Genomic DNA, 24,502 nt, shown 5'->3' with positions numbered 1-24,502 from the left:
GCCCCTTTTTCGGCAATTCCAAATTTGCTGCTAAAACTTCCTCTTTTAACTTTTCCAACATAACCGAAGATCCTTTCTCACATAAATTCAGACAAATAATTTTATTAAGCGCATAAATGTCAGCCTATTGCGGATATATGGCGACAATTGTAACGTTCTTTCCACTAAATCTTCGTTCAAACCAATTTCCTTCATTGTCATTACACATTTAGCGGAGGTAAGCATCCCTTCGATTTTTTTCACACTTGGCAAATCATCCAGCACTGCTAATACCTCTGGCAATTTTTCTGCCAGCACCTTTAAATCAACCCTTGCCAATGGATCTGGTGCATTTTCTTTAACAATCGTTTCGTACATACCCTTAGCCCCAAAAGATTGCTGTAAAGCTTCCGTTTCCAGACCATTATATTTATCAATAATATGCACTTTTCCAGCGCGAATATCTGCTTTCATCTGCTGATATTTATAAATTGCTAACCGCAAACCGACAGAAACCTTTTCGCCGTGATAGGCTTCAATTATTGGATTGAGGATTTCCATTTCCCACAGATGCGACATATGATGCTCCGCACCGGACGCTGGGCGAGAATTCCCCATCATCTGCATGGCCAGTCCCGAAAGCAACAAACCATACATGAGTTTTTCACAAGCTTCTGCTTTACCGGCATGAATATTATCTAAGGAATTAGCAACCATATTGACCGCATCCTTCGTTAGATCAAATATATGTTGGCAAAGATATTCACCTGTAACGATATGCGATATTTTCCAATCGGCAAGTGCCGTATATTTGCCGAGTAAGTCAGAGATCCCCGATGCCGTCAAACGATACGGCGCCTTGGAAAATATTTCACTATCCGCAACGACGCAAATCGGAGAACTCGACGAAAAACTTTTTTTGAAGCCATGCCACGTCATCGCAGCAACCGTTGATACGAAGCCATCAACACTCGCTGCCGTCGGTATAGAAATAAACGGGATTTTCATTTCATTAGCTACATAACGCGTAATATCATGTATCGTGCCTGAACCGACCGCAATCAAAAGATCGATATCCTGTAGCAATTGTTTTTCTACTTTGCCCACAGCGATTTCATTCGCATGCAAATTTTCTGATGTTAATTTGATACAGCCACAACCAAGCATTGCAATAACCCGCTCACCTGCCGCAATAAATGTATTTTCATCACAAATTACCAACGGGTTTTTGTATTGACTATAACCTTCGCTTTCTAACAACGCTGGTAATTTTTCAATTGCATTCTTTTCAATAAAAATATCTTTTACAAAAATCGTGTGCTTTTGCCCACAACTGCACTCTCTACCAAACTCTTTAACATCAATTTTCATTTTTTCTCCCCTTATCTCTTTATTAACCTATCTCAAAAAAAGCTCGTGAAATTCTTACACAAATACAATAAGCAATTCGCATGCCAAACAAATAGGCAAAAAAAAAGAATTCTAAACCCCTTGCTAATTCACGCATCGTAGGAAAAAACATACATTTGTACTACTCTATTTACATTTGGGCAAATGCCTTGACCAAAATGTTATATAAAAAGAAACAACCATAGATAATGTTTTTTTGCATTCGTTACTACTTACTATTTTTTCAGTCCCATACCTGTTAAAGGAACAACTATCTTAAGCTTTTCATCATATGTTTCATTAAAATATTGCAGCATTCCAGCAACAGCAGCCCCTGATGTTACCTCGATATAAATACCCATTTCTCCAAGCACTTTCTGAGTTTCTATTACATTTTCATCATCAACAGTAATCACATCGCCATTGCTCTCTTTTATAGCCTCGATCATTTCGTCTATTCTCTTTGGTTCTTGAATCGCAATTCCTTCAGCCACAGTTTGTTTCCACCAACTGGCCGATTTTTAAATTTGCTGAATAAAGGTGCACAATTTTTACTTTGAACAGCAATAATACGAGGAAGTTTTCCTAGTTCCTTAAAGCCTCTATAAACTCCTAATAACATTGTTCCATTACCAGCAGGCACAACAATATAATCAGGAATATCAATTTGCTCATAAATTTCATACGCAAGAGATTTAGTTCCCTCAAAAAACAAGGGATTGTAGACATGTGAAGCATAATAGGTGTTTTCTGCTGCTTTTAATATTGCTTTTGCAGTGTCTTCACGCATTCCTGGAACCTTAACTACATTTGCTCTATAAGCATTAACTTGTTTAATTTTCCCTGGCGATGTGTTCTCTGGTAAGTAGATATTGCCCTTTATTCCTGCCGCAGCACAATACCCAGCAAATGCCGCTCCAGCATTACCAGATGAATCTTCAACAACTTCTTTAATACCTAATTCTTTTAATTTATTCACCATGGCAAAAGTACACCATCCTAGTTAACATATTTTTTAACAAATCACTCTTACATCATAGTAGTCTATTTGTCACAAAAAAGATAACTGTAATAATTGATTAACTCAATAGAAAATACTTATATAAAACTGTTCAGTAATTCGTCCTTTTGTATATATGCAAAAGCAGACATTAGAAACGTCTTAATATGAGGTGTAATATTTTTGTTTTTGTGAAGCACTACGGAAATTGGGCACTTATCTGGTTTAGTATTAACAAGCTGAACAAATATCCCCTGATCTAAAAAAGACTGAACCATCCACACGCTCAAACAATAAAACCGTCAAAAAAGTTTGGAAAAGTTGAATGTCCATACTCCACCTCATCATGTAGCTTTGCTTTTAATGCTATTCCAACTGGTTCAAGAATTCCAACAACTAGTACCGATATACCTCTAAACCAAATTATACCTCCAACATGCGTATTTCCTAAAACTGAACAAAAAAGCCAACCAGTCAATAAAGCTATATCCAGACCATTTTTTGTTTAATTAATTCAAGACTGGCAAAATCATATTGGCAGTTACAAATGTCTACCCTATACAACTACTGAATAAACTATCTAATAAATGCCAAATCTAAATGGGCTAAAGCATCCGATAACCATCGCGGATGCATAACCATCATATTCGAAGGCAATTGCCCAATATCGAAAAAAGCAGCCTCACTAATCTCTTTACGATCCACTTGCAACTCTCCTCCCCTGATTCTACACAGAAAGCACAAAGTAATGAAATGGGTAATTTTACCTGATGGATAACTAAAAACTTGTGTAACCGGATCTGAATATACTCCCACCAATTTTTCAGCAGTTACAATAAGTCCTGTTTCTTCACATAATTCCCGACTAATCGCTTCAGCAACCGTCTCAGCAATTTCCACATGACCTGACGGCAAGCCCCAAAGCCCATTATCTACGCGTTTAACCAAAAAAATCTGATCCTGTTCGTTGAAAAGCACCGCTGCGACCCCCGGTTCGATGGTGTCCGGCCAGGGAAAATCCGGCGAGTTCCCACACAATGAACTACGATTAGGGCTAAACAAATCCATCAGATTTTTAATTTTAGCATTCGGATAACGATAATCACATTTTACTGGATAACAAAATTGCTTTTCTTCCATTAATATTGCATTAATTCCATATTGATGTGCGCCTAAAATATCGGTATCTGGGCTATCGCCAATCATCACCACCCGGTTATTACACGCTACATTCTTCAGTGCCATATGGAACATATGCGAATAAGGCTTACCTATAATAATGGGACGCTGTTCACAGCTCACTTGTACAGCTTGAACAATTGCACCTGTAGCCACACATCGTCCGTCTGCACTAGGAAACGATTTATCATCATTCGTAGCAATAAATTTTGCACCTTTTTCAATATACCTTACTGCCTGTTGAACTTCGTAAAAGGTAGCATTTTCAGAATAGCCAACTACCACCCCCTGACAATCACCCTGTTCCACTACTTTTATGCCTTGATTCAAAATTTCCTTTTTTAAGCTCTCTGTACCAATCACATAGACCTCCTGGATAGCATGTTGAACTAAATAATTCGCCGTAGCCCAACCAGATGTAATAAAATCTTCTTGACTAGCGTTTATTCCGAGATATGATAAGCGTTCACATAATTCTTGACGCAAAAATCGAGGATCATTGGTCAAAAAATAAACCTTTTTCCCGCAATTTCTCAGTTTTTCTATTGTTTCTTTACTTCCTGGTAAAAGTCGATTTCCAATGTAAATGACTCCATCAAGATCAATTAAAAACACATCATATTCTTCTGCAAGCATATATATCATTGCCCCTTTCAAAAATAAAAAGGCCCACAAGGGATATCTCAGCGCATACAAAATACGCCAAGCTATCCCCCTCAGGCCTTTTGTGCCAATAGGTGCCCCCATCTTCCATTCAGACAGGTATGTAGCGCTTGGTCACTGCCCCTGATGATACAGGCGGAACCCTAGCTACCTATTCCAAGCTTAGTAGGTCTATTATATCACTTTCCGCAACAAACTGATGATAAGATTTCTTTTCACTGTTCAATGCGCTTGTAGTCTGTATTACCTGCGGCTTCTACAAGTATCACCGGTTTCTCATTCGTCTTACTTTCATTTTCGTCATCATTCATCTCGCAAGTGCCCTTAAATATGGCTCCTTCTCCAATACTTAAGGTACCGGTCTTTATATCTCCATACATTTTCCCAGTCGGCGATATTTCAAACTTCTCCGTGATCTCAATATTGCCGTATATATTTCCGGCAATGGTAGCTCCATGGGCTTTAACTTTTGCTCTTACAACTCCGGTTTCGCCGATAATGACGTCACCTTTCGTCATTATTTCTCCTTCTACTTGTCCATCAATCCGTATAGTGCCAGTGGCTTCGATATTGCCGGTAATTTTAGTATCTTTACCGATCACCGTTTCCATTGTCTCATCACTAAAACCAGAAATTACTGATCCCTTTTTACCAAACATTATGTTCCTCCTTCATGGTTACAAAAAGCTTTCCGGATTAACCGCAGTTCCATTCAGCCTGACTTCATAATGACAATGTGTTCCTGTGCTGTTTCCTGTACTTCCCATATAGGCAATCACTTCACCTTTTCTAACCTGCTGACCTACATGTGCCGCTATTTGAGAGCAATGACCATACATCGTTTCAATGCCATTTCCATGGCTAATTTTTACCAAATTGCCGTAACCACCGTACCAACCACTATAATCAACAACACCATCGGCGGTGGCAACAATCGGTGTTCCGTAATCACCAGCAATATCTATGCCTGGATGCCAATCACCGCCTCCATCACCCCACGGTGAACTTCTCCAACCAAAGCGCGAAGTAACTTCACCAGTGACAGGCCAAATAGCTGGAGTAGCCGCAAGGCGGGCATTGCGTGCAACTAACATATCCTTAAGGGATATGAGATTTTCCTCTCTAACTTGAACATCCGACTGTAACTCCCCCACCAATGTTTGGAGCTGTAATAATGTAGGTTTTACCACTGGTCCGCCTTGTCCACCATACCCCGAACGCCCGCTAACTCCGCGGGAAGTTGGCAATTGTTCACTGTTTACCAATTGACGAATATCGGTATCCAGCTTATTCAGTCTGTTCATGTCTTCTTGCAACACAGATGTTGTCTTAGCTAATTCTTCAATTTGGCTGGTTTGTGCTTGGTTGATTTGTCGCAGTTTCTCCAGTTCTTGTTTATCTACACTTGCATCACTGGCTGCGTTTCTATAATTAATTATTGTCCCACCGACAATAACCAACAGCATACACAAAACAATTCCTGTGCCCTTAACCAATTTGACTGGTAGCCGCAAGCGAATGACTTTGTGACCTTTATGCGGTACAAGCATTAGAGTATACTCCCGTAGCGCTTCCTGTTTGGCCAGTTGTTTAGAACTTGTCTTTTTTCTAAAACGATGCCATTTTTCTTGGCAATAATAGCGAATACATTTAACTAAAAACACTGTCTTCTCCTTTCTCTAGCAATATTCCGCTTCCAAATTATTCTTTTCCCAGGATTTCACGTAAAAGATCTTTAACATGAAATCAAGACATAAAATGTTAAACTATGTCATATAATCAAATTTTAACACGATTTTTATACAAAAGAAAAGGTTTTTAAGATTTTTGTATTTTTTTACACCCCAGCCAAAACAGGATAGAAGCAAAATTTCTTGCATTCAATCGTTCTACTGTAACTTCAACAAACATCCCCTACCCGACCTAAAGCACCAAATAGGAGATGTTACTTCTATGAACATCAAGCGAAAATATCCATAAAAGCGCAGAAATCTTCACGTTTATTATATCAATTAAATATGCCGGGCGCACAACAGTGAAAAGAACTCTAACCCGAGACTTGCTGAGGTTAGAGTTCTTTTCACTGTTCAATACGCTTGTAGTCTGTAATACCTGCGGCTTCTACAAGTATCACATCCAAACCAATCTTATTAATTTTTTCCCATGGAATCACGATATCTTCACTGCGTCCAAACATACCTAAAAATCGTCCGGCACCTGGCACTATAATAGCTGTAAGTCGTCCACTTTCAACATCAATTTCAATATCCGTAATAGTACCTAAACGCTTTCCATCAAGAACATTAATGATTTCTTTTAATTTTAGATCTGATGTTTTAAGAATAATGACCGCCCCCTTCCAACTCCCTTACAGTATATGAAGGACAAGACGATACTGTTCCAATTATATTTTTTTATTATCATTAATGTTCATAATAAGACGCCACTCCTTGCACAATAGTATCGGTGTCACCTGGCATCAAGTGCCCATATATATCTAAAGTGGTGCTAATTTTGTTGTGACCCAAAACTGCAGAGATAGCTTTTATATAATAAAAGGACTGGATTGTGGTAATTATTCTTTAATCCATAAGGATGTACAAACATGCAAAGCGAGACGATTATTACACCTAAGGTAGAGAAATATCCAAATAAACCGATTACTTTAATAGTCCCCTACAGTGTTGGCGGAGGAACAGACTTTTATAACATTTCACTATTTTTCTTCCGTTGATTCATCCATCTCTAACCATTCATGAATTATTTTTGCTAATTCCACTGATAATTTTTCTTCACTTAATGGATCAATATCGGGTGTACCATCACCGCCCATTACTAACACCACCAATCAAATTTTGTTCATACTATATAAATAGCTAAAGGCAGGCGTCACAAATTACCGGAAGCCTATAATACTTACTTATATTCAATTACTCATTTTTATTAAGAGTGTTTGATAACATTTTATCGGCAATGGTAGTGGCATCAACATGATATGTGCCTCGTGCAACGCGATCGCTAATAGACTGTACCCGATCCCGCCTTACATCAGAAAGCGCCTTCAAGTCGCACAGCATACGACTAAATTTTTGCGCAGTAAGCGGAAGCACAACCTCGTCCACTTCCTGAGTATTTGTTTTTGCTGCTTTGAGTGTTTTGTTTATACCACTGTAAGCCTTCATTGCCTGCTGATTTAAACTTGCTAAGATAATCATTTTATCCACCTTATGCGCCCTCCTTTTTCACTTAGAAATCAGGCTAACTGAACAATAGCAACATCAAAATACATAGCCTTGGCATATTGATATTGTACTTATATCGTAGCAAGTTTTAACATACTTTGGTACTCTCTAAATAGAGAGGAGATTCCCTATCTGTTTAGAGAGGTAATGATTTTTCGTTGTGCCAACAAAATCCCCCAACATATGCCGGAGAATGGAGATTATGGTAATTAGCTACTTTTGTGTATCTGTATCCGCAAATCTTGTCGTCAACCAGTGCGATCTAATATCGGTAAGCATTAGTACTGGCGGCGGAGCATTTACATCCGGCATAGCACTGCTTAAACTATAACATGTAAATGTGCCAAAAATATGACAATAAAAAAACCTACCCCGGCATAACCGAGATAGGGATTCTAGTAAACGCTTCATCTATTTTTATGGCTCCCGAAAATCGTCTAAGCTACTTTAATATGGTGAAGAATTTCACCATTTCTTGTATTATTTCCTCATAGTAATGCCGACAATAGTCATTCCCCCCTGGTCTTTCTCCATAACCAGGAATTCCCTTTAAGACCTATACTATAAAATAAAGCACCTACCCCCCTTTGTGGCCAGAGTAGATGCTTTGTCGTTAATTATTTGAATTGTATCGCTAGCCACCTTAAACGATTTTTCATGGCGATACTAGCTAATCGCGAAGAATGGCTTTACTTGTGGGTGCTTACGTACAACCTCATTCACAGAACCGATGTTTGAGCTATCAACAGATTTTTTATTAAAATTAAGATCAGTCAATCAAGACAACGGGTTTAATCAAATCTTTCGGTTTATCCTTCATAAGCAATAATGCCTTTTCAATATTGTTATATCCATTAAACACATGAGTAACTAAAGGCTTTAAGTCAACGCGACGATATTTTACAAGATCAATTAACATTTCCATCCGAAGACGCCCTCCTGGGCACAAGCCTCCTCTAATTTGTTTGTGTGCCATTCCACACCCCCATGCTAAACGAGGAACTTCCAGAAAATCTCCAGTGCCGTGATAATTAACATTAGAAACAATTCCGCCAGGCTTAACTAAATGAATGGCTTGTCCAAGCGTTTCCGTACCACCACCTGCCATAATGACGCGATCCACTCCTTTTCCCTGAGTTAAATCCATAATTTGCTTAACAATATCACCATTTCTATAATTAACAATATCAGTAGCTCCATAGACTTTGGCCGCATCGACACAGACAGGTCTGCTGCCTACACCAACTATTCTCCCTGCGCCACGGAGTTTAGATCCGGCGATTGCCATTAACCCAACGGCACCAATACCAATAACAACAACACTTGATCCGAGTTGAATATCCGCCAATTCAGCACCATGGAATCCGGTCGTCATCATGTCGGTGATCATGACAGCACTTTCTAACGGTATTTCATCTGGCAAATGAGCCAAATTCATATCCGCATCATTGACATGAAAATATTCACCAAATACGCCATCTTTAAAATTGGAAAATTTCCAGCCTGCTAATAATCCATTCGAATGTTGATGAAATCCAGCCTGAACTTCTAAAGAACGCCAATCCGGAGTAATTGCAGGAACTACCACTTTATCACCCGGCTTGAACTCCTTTACGTCACTACCCACTTCAACGATTTCACCTACTGCTTCATGCCCTAAAATCATATCGTGCCGATCACCAAGAGCTCCTTCAAAAACGGTATGAATATCAGACGTACATGGTGAAACAGCAAGGGGACGAACAAGCGCATCATATGAATTTATTACCGGTTTTTCCTTATTAATCCATCCTACTTCATTAATACGTAACATTGCCAAACCTTTCATCATAAAAAACCTCTCTTTCATTATTTGATTGTTCATTTTTTCACAAACAACGTACTGTTTATTTACTTTGCAAAAATCGTGCCAATTTATAAATTAGCTTTTTCATATAGAATAAATATGAATGAAATCAAGGGCTTACTCCAATTATTATGACAATCTGCTATTCATTTATCTCTTACACATTTTCGCCATAAAACAAAAATCGGTGATAAAAATCACCGATTTCAACCTATATATAAGCTTAATTGACATTATTTTTATTCACCGTTGGTGAAAATATTCACCTTTATACAAATACTTGCCTTAGCGTCTTTCCCAATGCAACAACGGAATATCATATTTAGCAGCTTTTTTCACAATAGTCGAATGATCCAACTGAATTTTTTCTGCTACCTTTCGTGTCGAGCCATACATTGCAATCGCCTGTTGAAAATATTGCCGTTCAAATTGTTCTTTTGCTTCTTTATAATTCAATATGCCCCGGTAACCTTGAGCCGAATTTACTGCCAGCGTCTGCTTCATTACTTCCGGTAGGCACTCCGCTGTAATCAGATTTGTGTCAGTAGTAATCATTAACCGTTCCATTAAATTCTCCAATTCGCGAACATTGCCTTTCCATAAGTATTGGGTAAAAATACGATAACTGTCCTCTGAAAGCGTTTTATGCATATGATATTTATCATTAAATACTTGCAGGAAATGCTGCGTTAAAGGAATAATATCGCCAGGTCGTTCCCGAAGCGCCGGAATATGTATTGCTAAAACCTGCAACCGATAAAATAAGTCCGCACGAAATTCTTTATTCAACACCATCGTTTCCAAGTTGCGATTCGTAGCAGCAATTATTCGACAATCCACGCGAATTAAATTCTTACCACCTAGACGATAAAAATCTCGCTTCTGAACAAAGCGGAGTATTTTTACCTGCAGTTGAAAAGGAAGATCTCCTATTTCATCCAAAAGTACCGTACCGTGATTCGCCAATTCAAAAAAGCCCATCTTTCCCCCGCGCTTGGCACCACTAAAAGCGCCCTCTTCATACCCGAACAACTCAGATTCTAATAAAGCATCAGGAATGGCTCCACAATTAATTTTTAAAAAAGGATATGCCTTGCGGTCACTTAACTGATGAATGAGATCAGCCACAACTTCTTTACCTACTCCTGATTCGCCAGTAATTAAAATAGGCGCATCCACTTTGGAGTATTTTTCAATATTTTTTACCATGCTTTTCATTTGAGGACTTACGAAAGTCCGTTCTGTGTGAAAGATCTCACAATATCGATTCAACCTCTCTTGGGATTCTTCTAATTGCCGTTTTTCATAGTCAATATCTCTGATCGTTCCAGCCACCCGCAATGGCTTGCCCTGCTCATCACGAACCGTTGCACCTGTTGCATGAAACCAATGGTACTCACCGTTTTGCTTGCGAAGACGATAATCAATTGAATAAGGTGTCTTACCAGAATAATCATTCAAATGCTCCAGAAAAGCTTGCAGCGTAGTTTCTTTGTCATCTGGATGAATGATATTACTCCAACTACTAAAGATATTGGGAAAGTCATGTTCATCTTTAAACCCTAAAACATGCCGAAATTGTGGAGACCACCAAAATTTATTCTGTTCATTAATAGGATCAGCAAAAACAACCTCCATGTCCCAGGGACCTTCAGTCAATGCCTGACTAATTAAATCAAATCGTGTTAAAAAAAATTCGGCTTGCTGTTCCTTAATTTTTCTTTCATGAATATCAAATAAGGTTCCAAGAAATTGCAAAGGCAGTTCTTGTTCCTGTCGTATCATTGTCCCAACAGTACGAAACCATCGATATTCGCCATTTTTCATACACAGTTGATATTCCAAATCAAAAGAATTCTGTTCTGAATCATCTAATACATAAGAAGTAAACGTTTCTACTATGCGCTTACGGTCATCAGGATGCATTCTTGCTGTCCAGCTCACAAGCATATTAGGAAATTCCGTTTCATCATGAAAACCAAGTATGCTCCGAAAATCATCTGTCCAGATAGCTTCATGATCAGAATCTATCGGATAATCCTTAAAAATAGTCATGCTCCATAAACCGGCATGAAGAGTTTTGGCTAATTGATCTGCTGAATATGTCGAATACAAACATTGATGACTCACAATAAAATCCTCCCAGTCTAAAAATCAAGTAACTGTTGACCTGCTAACCAGGCTTTCACACAAGCAATAAAAGTTTGAGCAGCAGGAGACATGCCTGTTAGCGAAGCCGCTGCAATACCAATGGTACGATGATAGGTTTTTTCCAATGGAATAGTGCACACCTGTTGTAGGTTATGCAGCAAAACCATTTCAGGAAGAATGCTGATTCCAAGTCCATTTTGTACCATGGCAATAATCGCTTGATCTTCCAGCACTTCGTACTTGATACGAGGAACGATCTGATTTTCTACGAAAATTTTGCTAATATCACCATGCTCCCCCCATTTCGGCATAATAAATGATTCCGTTTTGATTTGCTCAAAAGAAATCACCTCAGCCTGACAAAGCTCATGATTATTCGGTAAAATACACAGCAACCCATCTAATTTCAATGGAATTACCTCAAATGACTTAGCAGTCGGTAAAGACATAAACCCAAAATCAACTGCACCACTTGCTAACCATTGATCAATTTTATCATAGTCACCTTCGAATAATTTAATTTCTATGTCAGGATGATCGGCTTGAAACTTTCTTAATATGCCGGGCATCCACTGGGTCGACACACTCGTAAATGTTCCAATTCTCACTGTTCCTATTTCCAGACTATGAATAGCAGCCACTTCCTGCCGCAATTTTTCTTCCTGCTGCAATATTTCACGCACATGTTTCAATATGTGTTCACCATTGCTTGTTAAATAAATACCGGAACGATTTCGTGTTAATAATGAAAACCCAAATTCATTTTCCAAGCTGGAAATAGCATGACTAATGGCTGATTGTGTTACTTTGAGCACTTCTGCTGCTTTCGTCAAACTGCCTGCTTCTACAACTTCATGGAATACTTCATATTTAAAAAGAGTCATGATCATCCCTCTTACATGAAATTTTTTCAACAAATCTATTATAAACATTCGCTTTTATAATACAAATTATATACTTATACTATAGATAATCAATAAAAAAAAGCCGCTTAAAGCAGCTTGTAGTAAAAAGATATGGGAGAAATACTTATGAATAATCAGTTAAAAGGTTTTTTATTTATTATGATTTCCGCCACTGGCTCAGCTACTTTATCAATTTTTACTAAATATGCTTTTGCAGCAGGAGCCAATATTACTACCATTATTAGTGTCCGTTTTCTTTTAGCCGCTCTTTTTCTTTTGCTTGTTCTGAAATTGCGACATATTTCACCTTTCATAGATTTTAAACTGATGGTTCAGTTGTGTATGCTGGGTGCTATAGGCTATGGTGGCATGTCAATATTATTTGCCAACAGTTTGCATTATCTTACGGCCTCACTAACAGGAATGCTACTCTATACCTATCCAGCTATGGTAACTCTGCTGTCTTTTTGGGTAGGAGATGAACAGTTCAGCACAGGGAAAATGATAGCATTATTTATCTGTTTAGCTGGATTATCTTTAGTGTTAGGCGTATCATCTGCCGATGCACCGCTTATAGGAATATTATCTGTACTAGGCGCCGCTGTAATCTATTCTGTTTATATCGTGATCAGCAATCGGATTCTGAAAAGAGTTAATCCCTTGACTGCTAGCACTTATATTTGCGCCTCTACAGGTATTGTCGCATTTTTATATGGACTACTAGATCATAGTTTCATTTGGCATCTGCCTACACAGGGGTGGCTGGCTATCTTAGGTATTACCATCTTCCCCACCGTAATTGGCATATTATGTTTTTTCTCCGGGTTGAATTTAATTGGCCCCGCAAACGCAGCTATTCTTTGCACCTTAGAACCGCTCATTACTATGTTACTATCCATCGCTCTGCTCGGAGAGACAATCACCTATTCACAAATTAACGGGGGATTATTCATTATTAGCGGCATCATTTTCTTGCAATTACCTGCATTAAAAGTAAGAAAATCAAAAGACTTGACCCTATAAATTTATCAAGACGACCGTTCGCAATGATTTACCAGCTTTCGATGATTTCAGCAAGCTTGCTTTTAAATTGTATCTGATTGGCTTCCATCTGACTGGAAGCCGACTCATCTGGCAAACTCGCGACATTCACCGCGTCAGTGTGAGTCCCGTCAATAAAACACAGCGGCGGGAATAGCACGCACCACCAGTTTTGACCCGCCCCTTGACCTAAAAGTATTCTCACAGCCTCATAACGGCCAGCCGGAAACAATAGCGTACCATACGAACGGATGGGGAAATCAAATTGACCTATTTCAAAGTGGGCCTTATAAGAAACATGCTCTTTTTCAAGCACATCATTAGCCAATTGAATCAGTTGTACCTGGCTATTCACAATGACCTCTCTTGCCTCAACTTGACTCGTAATATTCTCCAAGCGAGGCGTAAGATAAGCCACAATGGCATCGCGAACTTTATATTTTATTTGTTGATCGACATCCGTGTCACTATTGGCTAACACATGAAGCCGCATCACATCCTCAGGACTCATTGTCGTTGTCGTTAATGGCACCTGTCGCACCGTAAACAAAATCCAGCCTAAAAAAATCATCATGATCATACTTACTACACTTACATACTTAACTTTTCTCATTTCCCTCTCCTTACAATTTAGCGACTTCTACACATATTTACGCATATGGCCCAAAGCCGCTTTTTCTAGTCTTGACACTTGCGCCTGTGAAATACCGATTTCATCGGCCACTTCCATCTGTGTCTTTCCTTCAAAAAAGCGCAGTGTTAAAATATGTTTTTCTCTATCACTTAATTTACGCAATGCTTCTTTAATAGCTACGCTTTCTAACCAGCTTACATCAGCATGCTTATCATCACTAATTTGGTCCATAACATAAATAGGGTCGCCGCCATCATGATAAATGGGTTCAAATAGCGAGATAGGTTCTTGAATCGCATCAAGAGCAAAAATGATTTCTTCACGGGGAATCTCAAGCTCTGCTGCAATTTCATTGATTGAAGGCTCACGAGCGTATTTGGTAACAAGGGCATCTCTAATTTGCAATGCTTTATAAGCCACATCACGCATGGAACGACTCACTCGAATGGGATTATTATCGCGAAGATAACGACGAATTTCGCCTATAATCATGGGCACAGCGTAGGTTGAAAATTTGACATTCTGCGATAAATCAAAGTTATCAATGGCTTTCATAAGTCCGATACAACCCACTTGGAATAAATCATCCACATATTCACCACGGTTATTAAATCGTTGAATAACACTAAGTACAAGCCGTAAATTACCATGTATTAGTTCATTGCGCAACGGCAGCTCGCCTGATTGCAGCCGCACAAACATATCACGCATCTTGCTTGCGGAAAGTACTGGGAGTTTTGCTGTATTGACACCACATATTTCAACTTTATTGATAATCACTCGATAGCCTCCCTTAAAATTCCTTTATTGTATCTTGTTAACTATCATCATTATCACCACTCCCTGTTTCTTTTATTCAATCCATTCGTCCAAATGAAACAAGAATAGTAAAACAAATGTTGCGAACATCAAAAGGGACCATACCTAGCCTGTATGCTAAGTACGGTCCCTTAAAGACTCAAATTATTTTTTATTATCTTTTTATCATGATGAGCGTAATTTTCACGTCTTCTTCAAAAAACTTCTGGAACATCTTTCGTCCGGCAATCAAACTGGAACCTCCAACTCGTATTTAACAGCAGCTTTGACATTGCGGCACTAAAAAAGAGAGCCCAAGGGCCCTTAATGCAACTGTTCAACGATATCGTATCTGCCAAGCTCTTTTAATTTTTCTTTAACAGCATCTAGGGTATGCCCGAGCGATATTCGCTTCATATCGCTTATGGTTATCAAGAAATATTCACCATTATAATCATTTATTTGCTCACTCATATCTCCGCTTATCCAAATCGTTAAAGCACTAGGCATAATCTACACCTTCCTTCTTATTTAATATTTATTATAAGATAACAATTCTATACTAATTTCAATTTTCCTTTATATTTTCTAACTCATTGTAAAAATTTACTCTAATTGCTTGAAATATTTTTTCATCTTTAAAATAATGCGCTTTTCTAATCTTGAAATATAGGATTGAGATATTCCAAGCATTTCAGCTACCTCTTTCTGCGTTTTTTCCATTCCATCATCAATCAGTCCGAAACGAAGCTCCATAATCTTTCTTTCCCGGCCAGATAAACGTTCCATGGCAGTATAAAGTAATGTTTTATCAACTTCTTCTTCCACAGATTTATAAATAATTTCATTTTCTGTGCCAAGAACATCAGATAGTAACAATTCATTACCATCCCAATCGATATTTAAGGGTTCATCAAAAGATACTTCCGCCCGTGTTTTAGAATTACGGCGCAAATACATTAAAATTTCATTTTCAATGCAGCGTGATGCATAAGTCGCTAGTTTAATGCGTTTGACTGGATCAAACGTATTAACGGCTTTGATGAGCCCAATAGTTCCAATACTTACTAAATCTTCAATACCTACACCTGTATTCTCAAATTTGCGGGCAATATAGACAACTAATCGTAAATTCCGCTCAATAAAAACACTTTTTACCGCCCCATCACCTTCTTGCAAACGCGACATTAAGAAAACTTCCTCGTCACTCGAAAGAGGCGGCGGCAGAACTTCAGTACTGCCAACATAATAAATTTCATCGGCTTTACGTAGCCCCAGTTTCAACATAAGGGCCGTTATTTTTAATTTTAGATAGAGTTTAATAATCGCTCCTGTTATGCGCATACATGGGCCTCCCTTTCATGATGATTGTCTACAGGCACAATATCAGGATGAATCAGCGCTTGATAAGCGTGTTCCGGTGACAAATGAACAGGTGATAAAGCAATGATGACCTGACTACGAACCGACTGTATTTCTACCCAATCGGGACGAAAACCAACAAATAAATTTTTCACCCCCACCCCTTGATAAGGAATGATTTCCAAACGAGCCATCAAGCTACTATCCGGAATATTCTGTATCGTTTCTGGCAATTTGTTGTGATTCATTATCAAATATTGCATAACCTTATTTGATAATAGCCCTGCTAGAGCCTCAATATCTACAATAATGACGGGTTTATGCCCCAGGGGGCTGTATAATCGATTTCCTGTATCAAGTAAACTTGTAAGTTCTAGAACCCGTCCCTCATAGCATATTTTAAGTTGATAAGAAATATTTTTTCGCGAAAATGTTTTCGTAAAGCTTCTCGACCAAATACCGAGTAATCCCATCCCCACAACCACTCCCCCTACTAAATGATAAACTGTAATAACAATGGGAGGCGAATGTAATTGCAATGGGAACGACTGAAAAAAATAAAACCACCCCATCACTGCTCCCCCTAGTATAAAAGAATTCACAAAAAATAAAACAACTAACAATCCAAACCGTTTAAGAGACTGGCGTCCGAAAACACCAGCAATAAGCATAGTCATAAAAAGTAGCTTACTTAAAGGAGTATAAAATAAAACGCCACTAGGCAGTAGCTCACCGAGTGCATAGACACTGCCAATCCCTGCCCCGCTAAACATACGCAGCTTAGAAATAGGCACATGGATAGACCAAGCAGTCAGATACAAAATCACACTATTCAATATAAAATTAATGACGAACAATTCATCATAATACACAACCATTAAGGCCCGCCTCATTTACTTGCTAGTAAAAACTGTTCTACATGACAATCTATTGAAGGACTTATGAACTTATTCCTATTATAACCAGATGAATTTCAAAATTTTGTAAGTCCGTAGAAGGAATGTTTAAACAAAAAACTCAAAAACCTGCTATGTTTTGCATGACTGACGATAGAATAAAAGGAGGATTGACCGTCTAACAACCTTCATGGTACAATAAAGTTGTTAGTAAATATAAGGGAGGGCGAAGCCATTGAAAATTGCATTGGTAGGGTTAGGCCGGACAGGAAAAATCGTGGCTAAATATCTACTTGAGCAAAACGCGCTCAGCATGGTGCTATGCGGTCCCAATAGTGTAAACGCAAATAAAGATATTGGTGAAATATTAAATATAAGAGATACAGGAATACGCGTCGAAACAAGCGATCATTTAGAACAAAAATTACTTCAAAACCGACCGGATGTACTAATTGATTTTTCATATCCTGGCTTTTTAATGGATTATATTCATGTTTTTGAAGCCATTGGCATCAATATTATCACAGCCGTCACAACCTATGAAGCCGTTGAACTGGAAAAAATAAAAAATACTGCCCGCATGGGAAATATCGGTATTGTTGTAGCGCCTAATATTACCTATGGTGTCAATGTGCTCATGCATTTGGCCGAAATTGCAGCAGAATTGATGGACGGCTATGATATTGAAATCTATGAAGAACACCACAAACAAAAAAAAGACAGTCCTTCCGGAACTGCCAAGAAACTTGCGGAAAAATTACAGCAAAATCTGATCACCCACGAAGAAATTCCTATTCATGCTGTTCGCGCCGGTGAAAGTTTAAGCAAACATAAAGTGTTACTGTGCGGTGAATTCGATCGAATCGAAATATCCCATCAATCTTATTCAAAAAATGCTTTTGCCAAAGGTGCTTATCAAGCAGCTAAATTTATAGCTGAAAAAACTGGATTCTACGAAATGGATGATGTTTTTAAACAAGAAAAGGAAAAAAGAAGAAATACTTTAGTAATGCGTCTAGCCGATGAAAATAGACGAACTTTAAGCTTAGCCTAAGAAAAAAATAAACAAACACATGGAAAATCATGTGTTTGTTTATTTTTTTTCGATAAAGGCAGTTACCTTTTGTAATATATCCCCCTTACCCACAAGAATAATCCAATCATCGGACCGAATAATTGCTGAAGGACCGGGAGAAATATTGATCTCACTATCATGGCGAATGGCAACAATCGTTGCATGCGTATTTTGCCATAGTTTAATATCGGCAATCGTTTTTCCTATAACAGGGGAACGCGCAGGAACCTTGATCTCCACCGGATTATAGGGATTCAAACTTTTCAACTGGTCTGAATATCCAATCACTTCATTAAATATTTCTTGCAGTCGTTTATCAATTCCCTGTTTCTGCGTCAATAATACTTCTATTTCCTGCTGCAAAGAATAGACGGATTGCATACTTTTGTGGCGCGTAATAAAAGGATAGGCTTCACTAACAGATAGTACAACAACTTCTTTCCCTTGCGACACAGAAACAATATTGGCATCCTTCAACAAAGCAATGGCTTTGCGAATGGTCTCAGATGACACATTATAGTTACTGGCTAATAAGGTGCGTCCCGAAATTCTTGAGCCAACGGGAAATTCATTATTGACAATGCGTTGGGCAATATCAAGTGCTATGGAATGATACATCGGAAAAACAGAAGACATTATTTTCCTCCAAATTCATAACTGATCATTGAACTCTTTTAATCTTAGACGAAAATGAAGAAAGAATCAACAGCACTATTGCAATTTAAAATGAAAAATCTTGACAATCGGCTCATTTAATGGCACAGTGTAAACACTGTTACACTAATACTGCAGGTGTATAATGATGTTGTTTAATAAAATTTCTATTTGATACAGATGATGATTGGGATAAAGCAAAAATAACTTCGCTTTAGAGAGCCGATGGTTGGTGAAAATCGGTGCAACTGTTTTTGTGAAACTCGCCCAGGAATTCTTTTGCTGAAAATGCTCATTTAGGCAAAAGCGAATACCCTCGTTAAGGGCATCAACCGCATTATTAATTGAGGTTGAGCTATGAGCCTAATGTAGGGTGGTACCGCGTTTTTATTGCACAATTTTTTACTGAGAGATGGTGTATATGATGAAAGCTTCACGTTTTAGATGGATACTAGCGTTAGTCATGTTTATTATTAGTTTTACCGCCTATATGGATCGCGTTATTTTATCAGCAGCTACCCCTGCCCTCATGAAAGAATTTTCTTTTAGTAAGGTTGATGTAGGACTTTTACAAACTTTATTTTTTAGCAGTTATGCCTTAATGCAAATTCCAGGCGGTATGCTTGCTGAAATGTTTAAACATCGGATCACCGTAGCAATGGCTGCATTATGCATGTCGGTCTTCACTTTTTTTACAGGAATGTGTCACAGCTTTTTAGCCTTCGCTGTTGTTCGGACACTTGTCGGCGTTGGTGAAGGCCCCCTGATAACAATGAGAAAGCAAAAGCTTCCTCATTTATGAGCGGCGGTGCTTTTGTCGGCCCCATGCTTGGCTCAGCATTTACTGTGCTTCTCGTTATGACGCTCGGCTGGAGATCGTCGTTTTAAAAAGCACATTCATCATGTTGGTACTGGGAGCATTCATCATGCTGGTGATGGGAGGCAACATCTACGGTAAGACCGATTGCTTCAGCATATTTGAGGAAGGTTTCTACGGAAGCAATTACTACCCGCGCCTCAATAGCTAATAGTTCAATTCCAACGAGTGAAACACGGGCCCAGATATCTACCACGATCCCTTTATCCAGGATGCGGTCAACGACTTCAACCAGGCTGGAGGATGCCATTGCTGTTCTAACAGCCATTTTTTTCATCTCCTTCGATATCTTAAGATAGCTAATAGGCTTATTGGCAGGTTTAATTCTTTACAATAATTTTTGCCATGCCAAGACACTTAACTGGCCTACATTCACAACATTCAATTGCAAATTTTTTAAAACAGTTACTAGAAAATAGTTTTGCCTGGCCAGGAAGAATAGTATCAGTTAAAGGTGGTTTGCATCCGGCTTCTGCAATCAGAACTTTCATAATACAGCACCCTTTGTTGACTACCCAGATAAAACTATCTATTTTATCTGTAGCGTACCAATATATTCTTGGTTGAGTATCACACGGTTGAACAATGATTATTGGCGGTAATTCTAAGAAGCATGAATTGCATGTTCTAGGCAGAGTATGAATAGGTGATTTACAAGATTCTGGTTCAGTGTAACAGTTAAAAGAATTACATGAATCAATACTTCCCTTTAAAGTGGGTTTTTGTTTATTTTCAAACATATATGCACACATCTCCTAATTTTAATATAAGAATATTACTTTGTATTTTATGAAATTTAATAAGAAATGGTGATTATTTATGTCTCCATATATAATCGAAAAAAACGTGGAATTTAGGAATAAAATTGTTAATCCGTCATATCATGTTAGCAAAGAGAGGCTTATACAATTGGAGGCGTTTTTATAATTAGATGAAATGTAAAAGGAGTAAGTATGCATATTGATATTGAAGAAGGAAATTTACAGGCCGGTGTTCTGGGGTTAGTGATGGCCCTAGTTGAAATTATTCAAGACGCGCTTAAAACGCAGGCCCTGCGACGAATCGAGGGAGGCGATTTAGATGATGAGGAAATCGAGCGGCTCGGCAATGCTCTTATGGACCTGGAGCAAACCGTGACGAAAATTAAGGTTGAGCAAAACCTACAGTCTGCAGTTGAGCAGATCCGTACGGGTCTTGATGACATAATAAACGAGGTGGTTGACATATTTAACCCAAAGGAGTGAGTGAAAGATCATGCCTCACGACAAGAATTATTCCTTGACCGATGATTCCGGCAGTTTGGAAGGAGTTACTGTCGCTTTACCTGAAGGGCGGTATCTTTATTGTGTGATCGAGACTGGCGATAGCTTGATAGAACCGGTCATGCTGGGTATTGATAAAGCGCATGTTTATGCGATACAATACCGCGATGTTGCTGTGTTAACACATAATTGTAAATCGGAACCGTACAATTCCGACGATGAAAAAAAGGTGATCGACTGGGTATTGTGCCATGAGAAAGTAATCGAAACAGCAATGAGCAGTTATGCTAATGTTTTGCCTTTTGCCTTTAATACCATTGTTAAAGGCAATCCGGGCGAAGCGGCGGCAGACAGTCTAATTCATTGGATAGAAACAAATTACAACCGGTTAAAAAACAAACTTGGAGTCGTCCGCGGTAAAAAAGAATATATTGTGAAAGTACTTTTGAACTGCTGCATAGCGGCAAATGAACTTATGAATACCGACTTTGAACTAAAGGCACTGCAGGAGGAAGTGAATGGTAGCGCCAAGGGCAAAGCTTTTTTAATGAAGGGAAAGCTTCAAACCTTGCTAAAACAAAAACTGGCCGATCATGCAGATAAATTATTTCAAGATATCTATGCAAGTATCATTCAAACCATTGCAGAATACCGGGTTGAAAAGGTTAAGCCGCCGGAAAAAGACCAACTGATGTTGCTAAATTTGTCATGTTTGGCAGAAATAAATGAATGTGAAAAATTGGGCGAAGTTTTGGAGCAAATTCATTATTCTGGCGTTACAGTAAGTTTCAGTGGTCCATGGCCACCTTACAGTTTCATGTGATATATTGCAGCGTCTAAAATTTGTCGGAGCAGTCAGGAGGGCAAGATGCAACCTACGCGCGAACAAAAGGTAACTCTCAATGACTTGCTGGATTGTGTTTTAGATAAAGGTCTAGTGCTAAATGCCGACCTTCTGATTACTGTGGCGGGTGTGCCGCTCTTGGGTGTCAGTCTAAGTGCGGTGGTAGCGGGCGTAGAAACTATGACTAAATACGGCTTGTTTACTCAATGGGATAAAGAAATCCGGTGTGAAGAAAGCAGGCGGCGGAAAGGTGAGTTGCCAAGCCTAACCAAGACAGCAGATCAGGTATTAAAAACAATATAAGATAGGTTAAAACTGATTTACCAAGAAGATGAGTATGGTGAGAGCGCATTTCCAGGGCATGGAAATGCGCTCTTAAATATTCAGCATATGGTAACATTTGTTATCACCTTTAATCATTCCTAGTTCATAATATATAATGCACTTGCAAAATCAAAAAAAAGAAGGTGATTCTATGCCTCTAGAAATAATTAAACCACCTGAATACAACGTATATATTACACAAAAACACTCTTATTACTACCGTTCAGATGAGTGTCAGGATCCCGAGCAAGTCCTCCCCATCGGAAAATGTAGGAATGTCCATAGAACATTACTACAGTTCCGTCTCCCATGCCCACATAGTTGCTCAATTATTTCACAAGGTCTATTAGGTTTATACGTTTCTAGAAATGAAAATCATTTCACAAACAGTCTATTGGAAATTCACCAAATACTATCGCCATGGAATCCAGAAAAAATAGATTGGAATAACCAACCTCTGATTACCAATACTCCAATAGCGACTATTTCAATCTCCAGTAATTTTCTAGGCCTCATATCTGCTGATATCACGAGTTTAGTTCAAGATTGGCTGAGTGGTGCAGCTGCTAATTTTGGCATACTATTAAAAATGCAGAATGAAGCTCAACCAAATTTTATCCTTATCCGCAGCAAAAAATATCCTAATTCTTCAAAATGGCCCTATCTCCAAATTGATCATCCTGATTGTGGCTTTAACACTGTTACTACTTTGCCAAGTACCATTAACAAGAGCTATCCTGTTACTGCAAATAATAGTATCCAACATACCGCAGGTCAAGACATCCTCATTTATAATTATTCTTATCTGGTTGTCAATGTCGGCTCCACCACCCCAGCAGAAGCCTATCTTGAGGTCAGTGCTGATAACACTCATTGGGAAATACAATCCGCCACACATATAATTAACCCTGGGGAACAAGTAACATTTGTTCCTGATGTCATAGCGCAATATGCCCGTTTATCTTATCAGACACCAAGCTTCGGCCAAGAAACACAACTTATAATTTACATTCAAGGAATAACCTAAATTTGATACTAATATAAGCTCCGATAAAACTTTTATTATCTATGATCAAAACTCGACACATACTACATTATACAATATATAGTACTTATATGAAATCACATCTACACATCACTTTGGCTAAAGAATAACCTTGAATAATATTCATCATTGCCATTATACAGCATACAATGTAATAGAGTTTTCTCTAAATATTTTATATCAAAAAGGAGGATTTTCATGCCTATTTTAAAAGGTATTGAAAGAGTATTTAATTATCAAGCCAATACTATCATATCTCCGCCCTTCCCTATCAATTTGCCAGCTGCTAGTACGGTGTCATTAGCCACCCTTGCCATACCTGTACACCATGCCGCCTATCTGGTACGGGCCGTAATCAACTGGGGCGCCACTTTTACGCCGCTTGCCACCCCGATTGTGCTTACCGCGCCTGGATTTGCTCAGGTACAATTTCAAATATTAAGAGATGGTACTCCCATTGAAATCGTAACCCAAACAGCAGGCCAAACAGGTGCCCTGATCGGCATCGGCACCTTCGCTACTGCCGTCTCAACTTACGAGATTGCTGCAATGCAAATTTTGGGTACCGACTCGCTTTGTTCTTGTGTTGGAAATTCATGTTCCACATTTGAACTGCGTGCGACCAATATCACTTTGCAAGCACCGCTAAGTACTGCTGCCGCTGTGGCCGGAACTACAACAGCCGCCGTCGGACTTGTATCTCTGACCATCGAAGAAATAGAACCTTGCAGAACCGAGTCTGATAAAGCCTAAAAATCCATGCCCATCATTCCTGAAACAAAGGGCTGTCGCACTATAAAAGGAACCTATAGAATGGATATAAAGTTAAGGCATTTGAGAATTTTTTGATTCAAGCTCTTCTGGCTTAGCCATCCTAAAGCAAAGTGTATGCGTTTTCCATGCGAGCTTGTTCGGGATCATTGTAATCTGCATCCTGAACAAGCTTGCGCTTTAATGTGCGGTAAAAGATTCCAATGACTTAGGCGCTCTTAATTTTCACTTAAGAAGATGGAAAAGATTATTAAAGATGCTATAAGGGGGAAGGTTGATGGCAAAAAGGGTGGTTAGTATCCCTAACTCGCTGTGCGAATCTATTCAAGGTAGATATTTTATGGGACAGACTGACGTCTTAAGTTTTGGCAACGGCAGAAATGCATGGGGTGAATTATTAAACCCAATCGACTCTCAAGTAAAATTATTTGTAAATGTATTCACTATTACTAACATATCTGGAACGGATTTTTTGGCCGAAATTTGGATTAATTCCCAAATGCCAGGGACAGAAACTGCTTCCAATCTGGTAACGCCGTCTAATATGACATTATTTATGAACCGG

General features: G+C 38.7%; 28 protein-coding genes and 1 other annotated feature. Of the genes, 9 read left to right on the top strand and 19 right to left on the bottom strand.

Features of this window, described 5'->3' with window-relative positions:
- Nucleotides 1-87 precede the first annotated feature (87 nt).
- From Ga0466249_RS06205 to Ga0466249_RS06160, 11 genes are all read right to left on the bottom strand, one after another.
- Complete coding sequence (locus tag Ga0466249_RS06205; protein WP_215828586.1) at nucleotides 88-1,350, bottom strand: sn-glycerol-1-phosphate dehydrogenase; 1,263 nt, start codon at nucleotides 1,348-1,350, stop codon at nucleotides 88-90.
- 254 nt (nucleotides 1,351-1,604) lie between these two features.
- The gene (locus Ga0466249_RS27075) at nucleotides 1,605-1,862 is read right to left on the bottom strand and encodes a pyridoxal-phosphate dependent enzyme (RefSeq protein WP_312889723.1); all 258 of its coding nucleotides are present in this window, start codon (nucleotides 1,860-1,862) and stop codon (nucleotides 1,605-1,607) included.
- Nucleotides 1,823-2,350 carry a pyridoxal-phosphate dependent enzyme gene (locus Ga0466249_RS06200; RefSeq protein WP_281422586.1) on the bottom strand — a complete coding sequence of 176 codons (528 nt, stop codon included), beginning with the start codon at nucleotides 2,348-2,350 and terminating at the stop codon, nucleotides 1,823-1,825. Before Ga0466249_RS06200 ends, Ga0466249_RS27075 begins: the two co-directional genes overlap by 40 nt.
- A gap of 594 nt (nucleotides 2,351-2,944) precedes the next feature.
- Complete coding sequence (locus Ga0466249_RS06195) at nucleotides 2,945-4,183, bottom strand: HAD-IIA family hydrolase (protein WP_215828585.1); 1,239 nt, start codon at nucleotides 4,181-4,183, stop codon at nucleotides 2,945-2,947.
- Between the two features lie 242 nt (nucleotides 4,184-4,425).
- Complete coding sequence (locus Ga0466249_RS06190; RefSeq protein ID WP_215828584.1) at nucleotides 4,426-4,869, bottom strand: bactofilin family protein; 444 nt, start codon at nucleotides 4,867-4,869, stop codon at nucleotides 4,426-4,428.
- A gap of 18 nt (nucleotides 4,870-4,887) precedes the next feature.
- Nucleotides 4,888-5,874 (bottom strand): M23 family metallopeptidase, encoded by a 987-nt coding sequence (locus Ga0466249_RS06185; protein ID WP_312889722.1) that lies wholly within the window; start codon nucleotides 5,872-5,874, stop codon nucleotides 4,888-4,890.
- Between the two features lie 416 nt (nucleotides 5,875-6,290).
- Nucleotides 6,291-6,554 (bottom strand): YlmC/YmxH family sporulation protein, encoded by a 264-nt coding sequence (locus Ga0466249_RS06180; RefSeq protein ID WP_215828770.1) that lies wholly within the window; start codon nucleotides 6,552-6,554, stop codon nucleotides 6,291-6,293.
- Nucleotides 6,555-7,140: 586 nt separating this feature from the next.
- Nucleotides 7,141-7,425, bottom strand: coding sequence for a flagellar biosynthesis anti-sigma factor FlgM (flgM, locus tag Ga0466249_RS06175; RefSeq protein ID WP_246588534.1), 285 nt, complete (start codon nucleotides 7,423-7,425; stop codon nucleotides 7,141-7,143).
- Nucleotides 7,426-8,221: 796 nt separating this feature from the next.
- Nucleotides 8,222-9,280 carry an NAD(P)-dependent alcohol dehydrogenase gene (locus Ga0466249_RS06170; protein WP_215828769.1) on the bottom strand — a complete coding sequence of 353 codons (1,059 nt, stop codon included), beginning with the start codon at nucleotides 9,278-9,280 and terminating at the stop codon, nucleotides 8,222-8,224.
- Nucleotides 9,281-9,583: 303 nt separating this feature from the next.
- Entirely contained in the window at nucleotides 9,584-11,428 is a 1,845-nt protein-coding gene (locus Ga0466249_RS06165) for a sigma 54-interacting transcriptional regulator (protein ID WP_215828582.1), read from the bottom strand.
- A 17-nt stretch (nucleotides 11,429-11,445) separates the two neighbouring features.
- Nucleotides 11,446-12,333: a LysR family transcriptional regulator gene (locus Ga0466249_RS06160; RefSeq protein ID WP_215828581.1), complete on the bottom strand. Its 888-nt coding sequence runs from the start codon at nucleotides 12,331-12,333 to the stop codon at nucleotides 11,446-11,448.
- 147 nt (nucleotides 12,334-12,480) lie between these two features.
- On the opposite strand from Ga0466249_RS06160, the gene Ga0466249_RS06155 reads away from it, so the two are divergent.
- A complete protein-coding gene (locus tag Ga0466249_RS06155; protein ID WP_215828580.1) occupies nucleotides 12,481-13,377 on the top strand; it encodes a DMT family transporter in 897 nt (298 codons plus the stop codon).
- 28 nt (nucleotides 13,378-13,405) lie between these two features.
- On the opposite strand, the gene spoIIR is transcribed toward Ga0466249_RS06155, so the two are convergent.
- The 5 genes from spoIIR to Ga0466249_RS06130 form a co-directional block, all read right to left on the bottom strand.
- Entirely contained in the window at nucleotides 13,406-14,008 is a 603-nt protein-coding gene (gene spoIIR, locus Ga0466249_RS06150) for a stage II sporulation protein R (protein ID WP_215828579.1), read from the bottom strand.
- Nucleotides 14,009-14,035: 27 nt separating this feature from the next.
- Complete coding sequence (sigG, locus tag Ga0466249_RS06145; protein WP_215828578.1) at nucleotides 14,036-14,809, bottom strand: RNA polymerase sporulation sigma factor SigG; 774 nt, start codon at nucleotides 14,807-14,809, stop codon at nucleotides 14,036-14,038.
- 342 nt (nucleotides 14,810-15,151) lie between these two features.
- The gene (locus Ga0466249_RS06140) at nucleotides 15,152-15,337 is read right to left on the bottom strand and encodes a hypothetical protein (protein ID WP_215828577.1); all 186 of its coding nucleotides are present in this window, start codon (nucleotides 15,335-15,337) and stop codon (nucleotides 15,152-15,154) included.
- A 96-nt stretch (nucleotides 15,338-15,433) separates the two neighbouring features.
- On the bottom strand, nucleotides 15,434-16,171 hold the full coding sequence (gene sigE, locus Ga0466249_RS06135; protein WP_215828576.1) for an RNA polymerase sporulation sigma factor SigE: 738 nt from the start codon (nucleotides 16,169-16,171) through the stop codon (nucleotides 15,434-15,436).
- Nucleotides 16,162-17,067 (bottom strand): sigma-E processing peptidase SpoIIGA, encoded by a 906-nt coding sequence (locus Ga0466249_RS06130; protein ID WP_215828575.1) that lies wholly within the window; start codon nucleotides 17,065-17,067, stop codon nucleotides 16,162-16,164. Before Ga0466249_RS06130 ends, sigE begins: the two co-directional genes overlap by 10 nt.
- A gap of 253 nt (nucleotides 17,068-17,320) precedes the next feature.
- Between Ga0466249_RS06130 and dapB the strand changes: the two genes are divergently transcribed.
- A complete protein-coding gene (gene dapB / locus Ga0466249_RS06125) occupies nucleotides 17,321-18,139 on the top strand; it encodes a 4-hydroxy-tetrahydrodipicolinate reductase (RefSeq protein WP_215828574.1) in 819 nt (272 codons plus the stop codon).
- A gap of 39 nt (nucleotides 18,140-18,178) precedes the next feature.
- On the opposite strand, the gene Ga0466249_RS06120 is transcribed toward dapB, so the two are convergent.
- Nucleotides 18,179-18,796, bottom strand: a complete 618-nt coding sequence (locus Ga0466249_RS06120; RefSeq protein WP_215828573.1) for a GntR family transcriptional regulator — start codon at nucleotides 18,794-18,796, stop codon at nucleotides 18,179-18,181.
- Nucleotides 18,797-18,988: 192 nt separating this feature from the next.
- Nucleotides 18,989-19,215 (top strand) — a binding site (T-box leader).
- Nucleotides 19,216-19,235: 20 nt separating this feature from the next.
- Here Ga0466249_RS06120 and Ga0466249_RS06115 point away from each other — a divergent pair.
- Entirely contained in the window at nucleotides 19,236-19,616 is a 381-nt protein-coding gene (locus Ga0466249_RS06115) for an MFS transporter (RefSeq protein WP_215828572.1), read from the top strand.
- A gap of 82 nt (nucleotides 19,617-19,698) precedes the next feature.
- Here the strand turns inward: Ga0466249_RS06115 and gvpA are convergent, their stop codons facing one another.
- Nucleotides 19,699-19,959, bottom strand: a complete 261-nt coding sequence (gene gvpA / locus Ga0466249_RS06110) for a gas vesicle structural protein GvpA (RefSeq protein ID WP_215828571.1) — start codon at nucleotides 19,957-19,959, stop codon at nucleotides 19,699-19,701.
- 52 nt (nucleotides 19,960-20,011) lie between these two features.
- Entirely contained in the window at nucleotides 20,012-20,431 is a 420-nt protein-coding gene (locus tag Ga0466249_RS06105) for a hypothetical protein (RefSeq protein ID WP_215828570.1), read from the bottom strand.
- Nucleotides 20,432-20,644: 213 nt separating this feature from the next.
- Here Ga0466249_RS06105 and gvpK point away from each other — a divergent pair, with 213 nt between their 5' ends.
- The 6 genes from gvpK to Ga0466249_RS06075 all read left to right on the top strand — a co-directional run.
- On the top strand, nucleotides 20,645-20,935 hold the full coding sequence (gvpK, locus tag Ga0466249_RS06100) for a gas vesicle protein GvpK (protein WP_215828569.1): 291 nt from the start codon (nucleotides 20,645-20,647) through the stop codon (nucleotides 20,933-20,935).
- Nucleotides 20,936-20,945: 10 nt separating this feature from the next.
- Entirely contained in the window at nucleotides 20,946-21,776 is an 831-nt protein-coding gene (locus Ga0466249_RS06095) for a GvpL/GvpF family gas vesicle protein (protein ID WP_215828568.1), read from the top strand.
- Between the two features lie 45 nt (nucleotides 21,777-21,821).
- Nucleotides 21,822-22,100 (top strand): gas vesicle protein, encoded by a 279-nt coding sequence (locus Ga0466249_RS06090; protein ID WP_215828567.1) that lies wholly within the window; start codon nucleotides 21,822-21,824, stop codon nucleotides 22,098-22,100.
- Between the two features lie 172 nt (nucleotides 22,101-22,272).
- On the top strand, nucleotides 22,273-23,148 hold the full coding sequence (locus Ga0466249_RS06085; protein ID WP_215828566.1) for a DNRLRE domain-containing protein: 876 nt from the start codon (nucleotides 22,273-22,275) through the stop codon (nucleotides 23,146-23,148).
- A 216-nt stretch (nucleotides 23,149-23,364) separates the two neighbouring features.
- Nucleotides 23,365-23,919: a hypothetical protein gene (locus Ga0466249_RS06080; RefSeq protein ID WP_215828565.1), complete on the top strand. Its 555-nt coding sequence runs from the start codon at nucleotides 23,365-23,367 to the stop codon at nucleotides 23,917-23,919.
- 295 nt (nucleotides 23,920-24,214) lie between these two features.
- Nucleotides 24,215-24,502 (top strand): DUF6143 family protein (locus Ga0466249_RS06075; protein WP_246588516.1); only part of this gene is annotated, 288 nt, incomplete at its 3' end.

Origin of the sequence: Pelorhabdus rhamnosifermentans (assembly GCF_018835585.1) — a bacterium.
GTDB classification, from domain to species: Bacteria; Bacillota; Negativicutes; order UMGS1260; family UMGS1260; genus Pelorhabdus; species Pelorhabdus rhamnosifermentans.
Note: the sequence above shows the minus strand (reverse complement) of the source record. Positions and strands in the feature narration are given on the sequence as shown.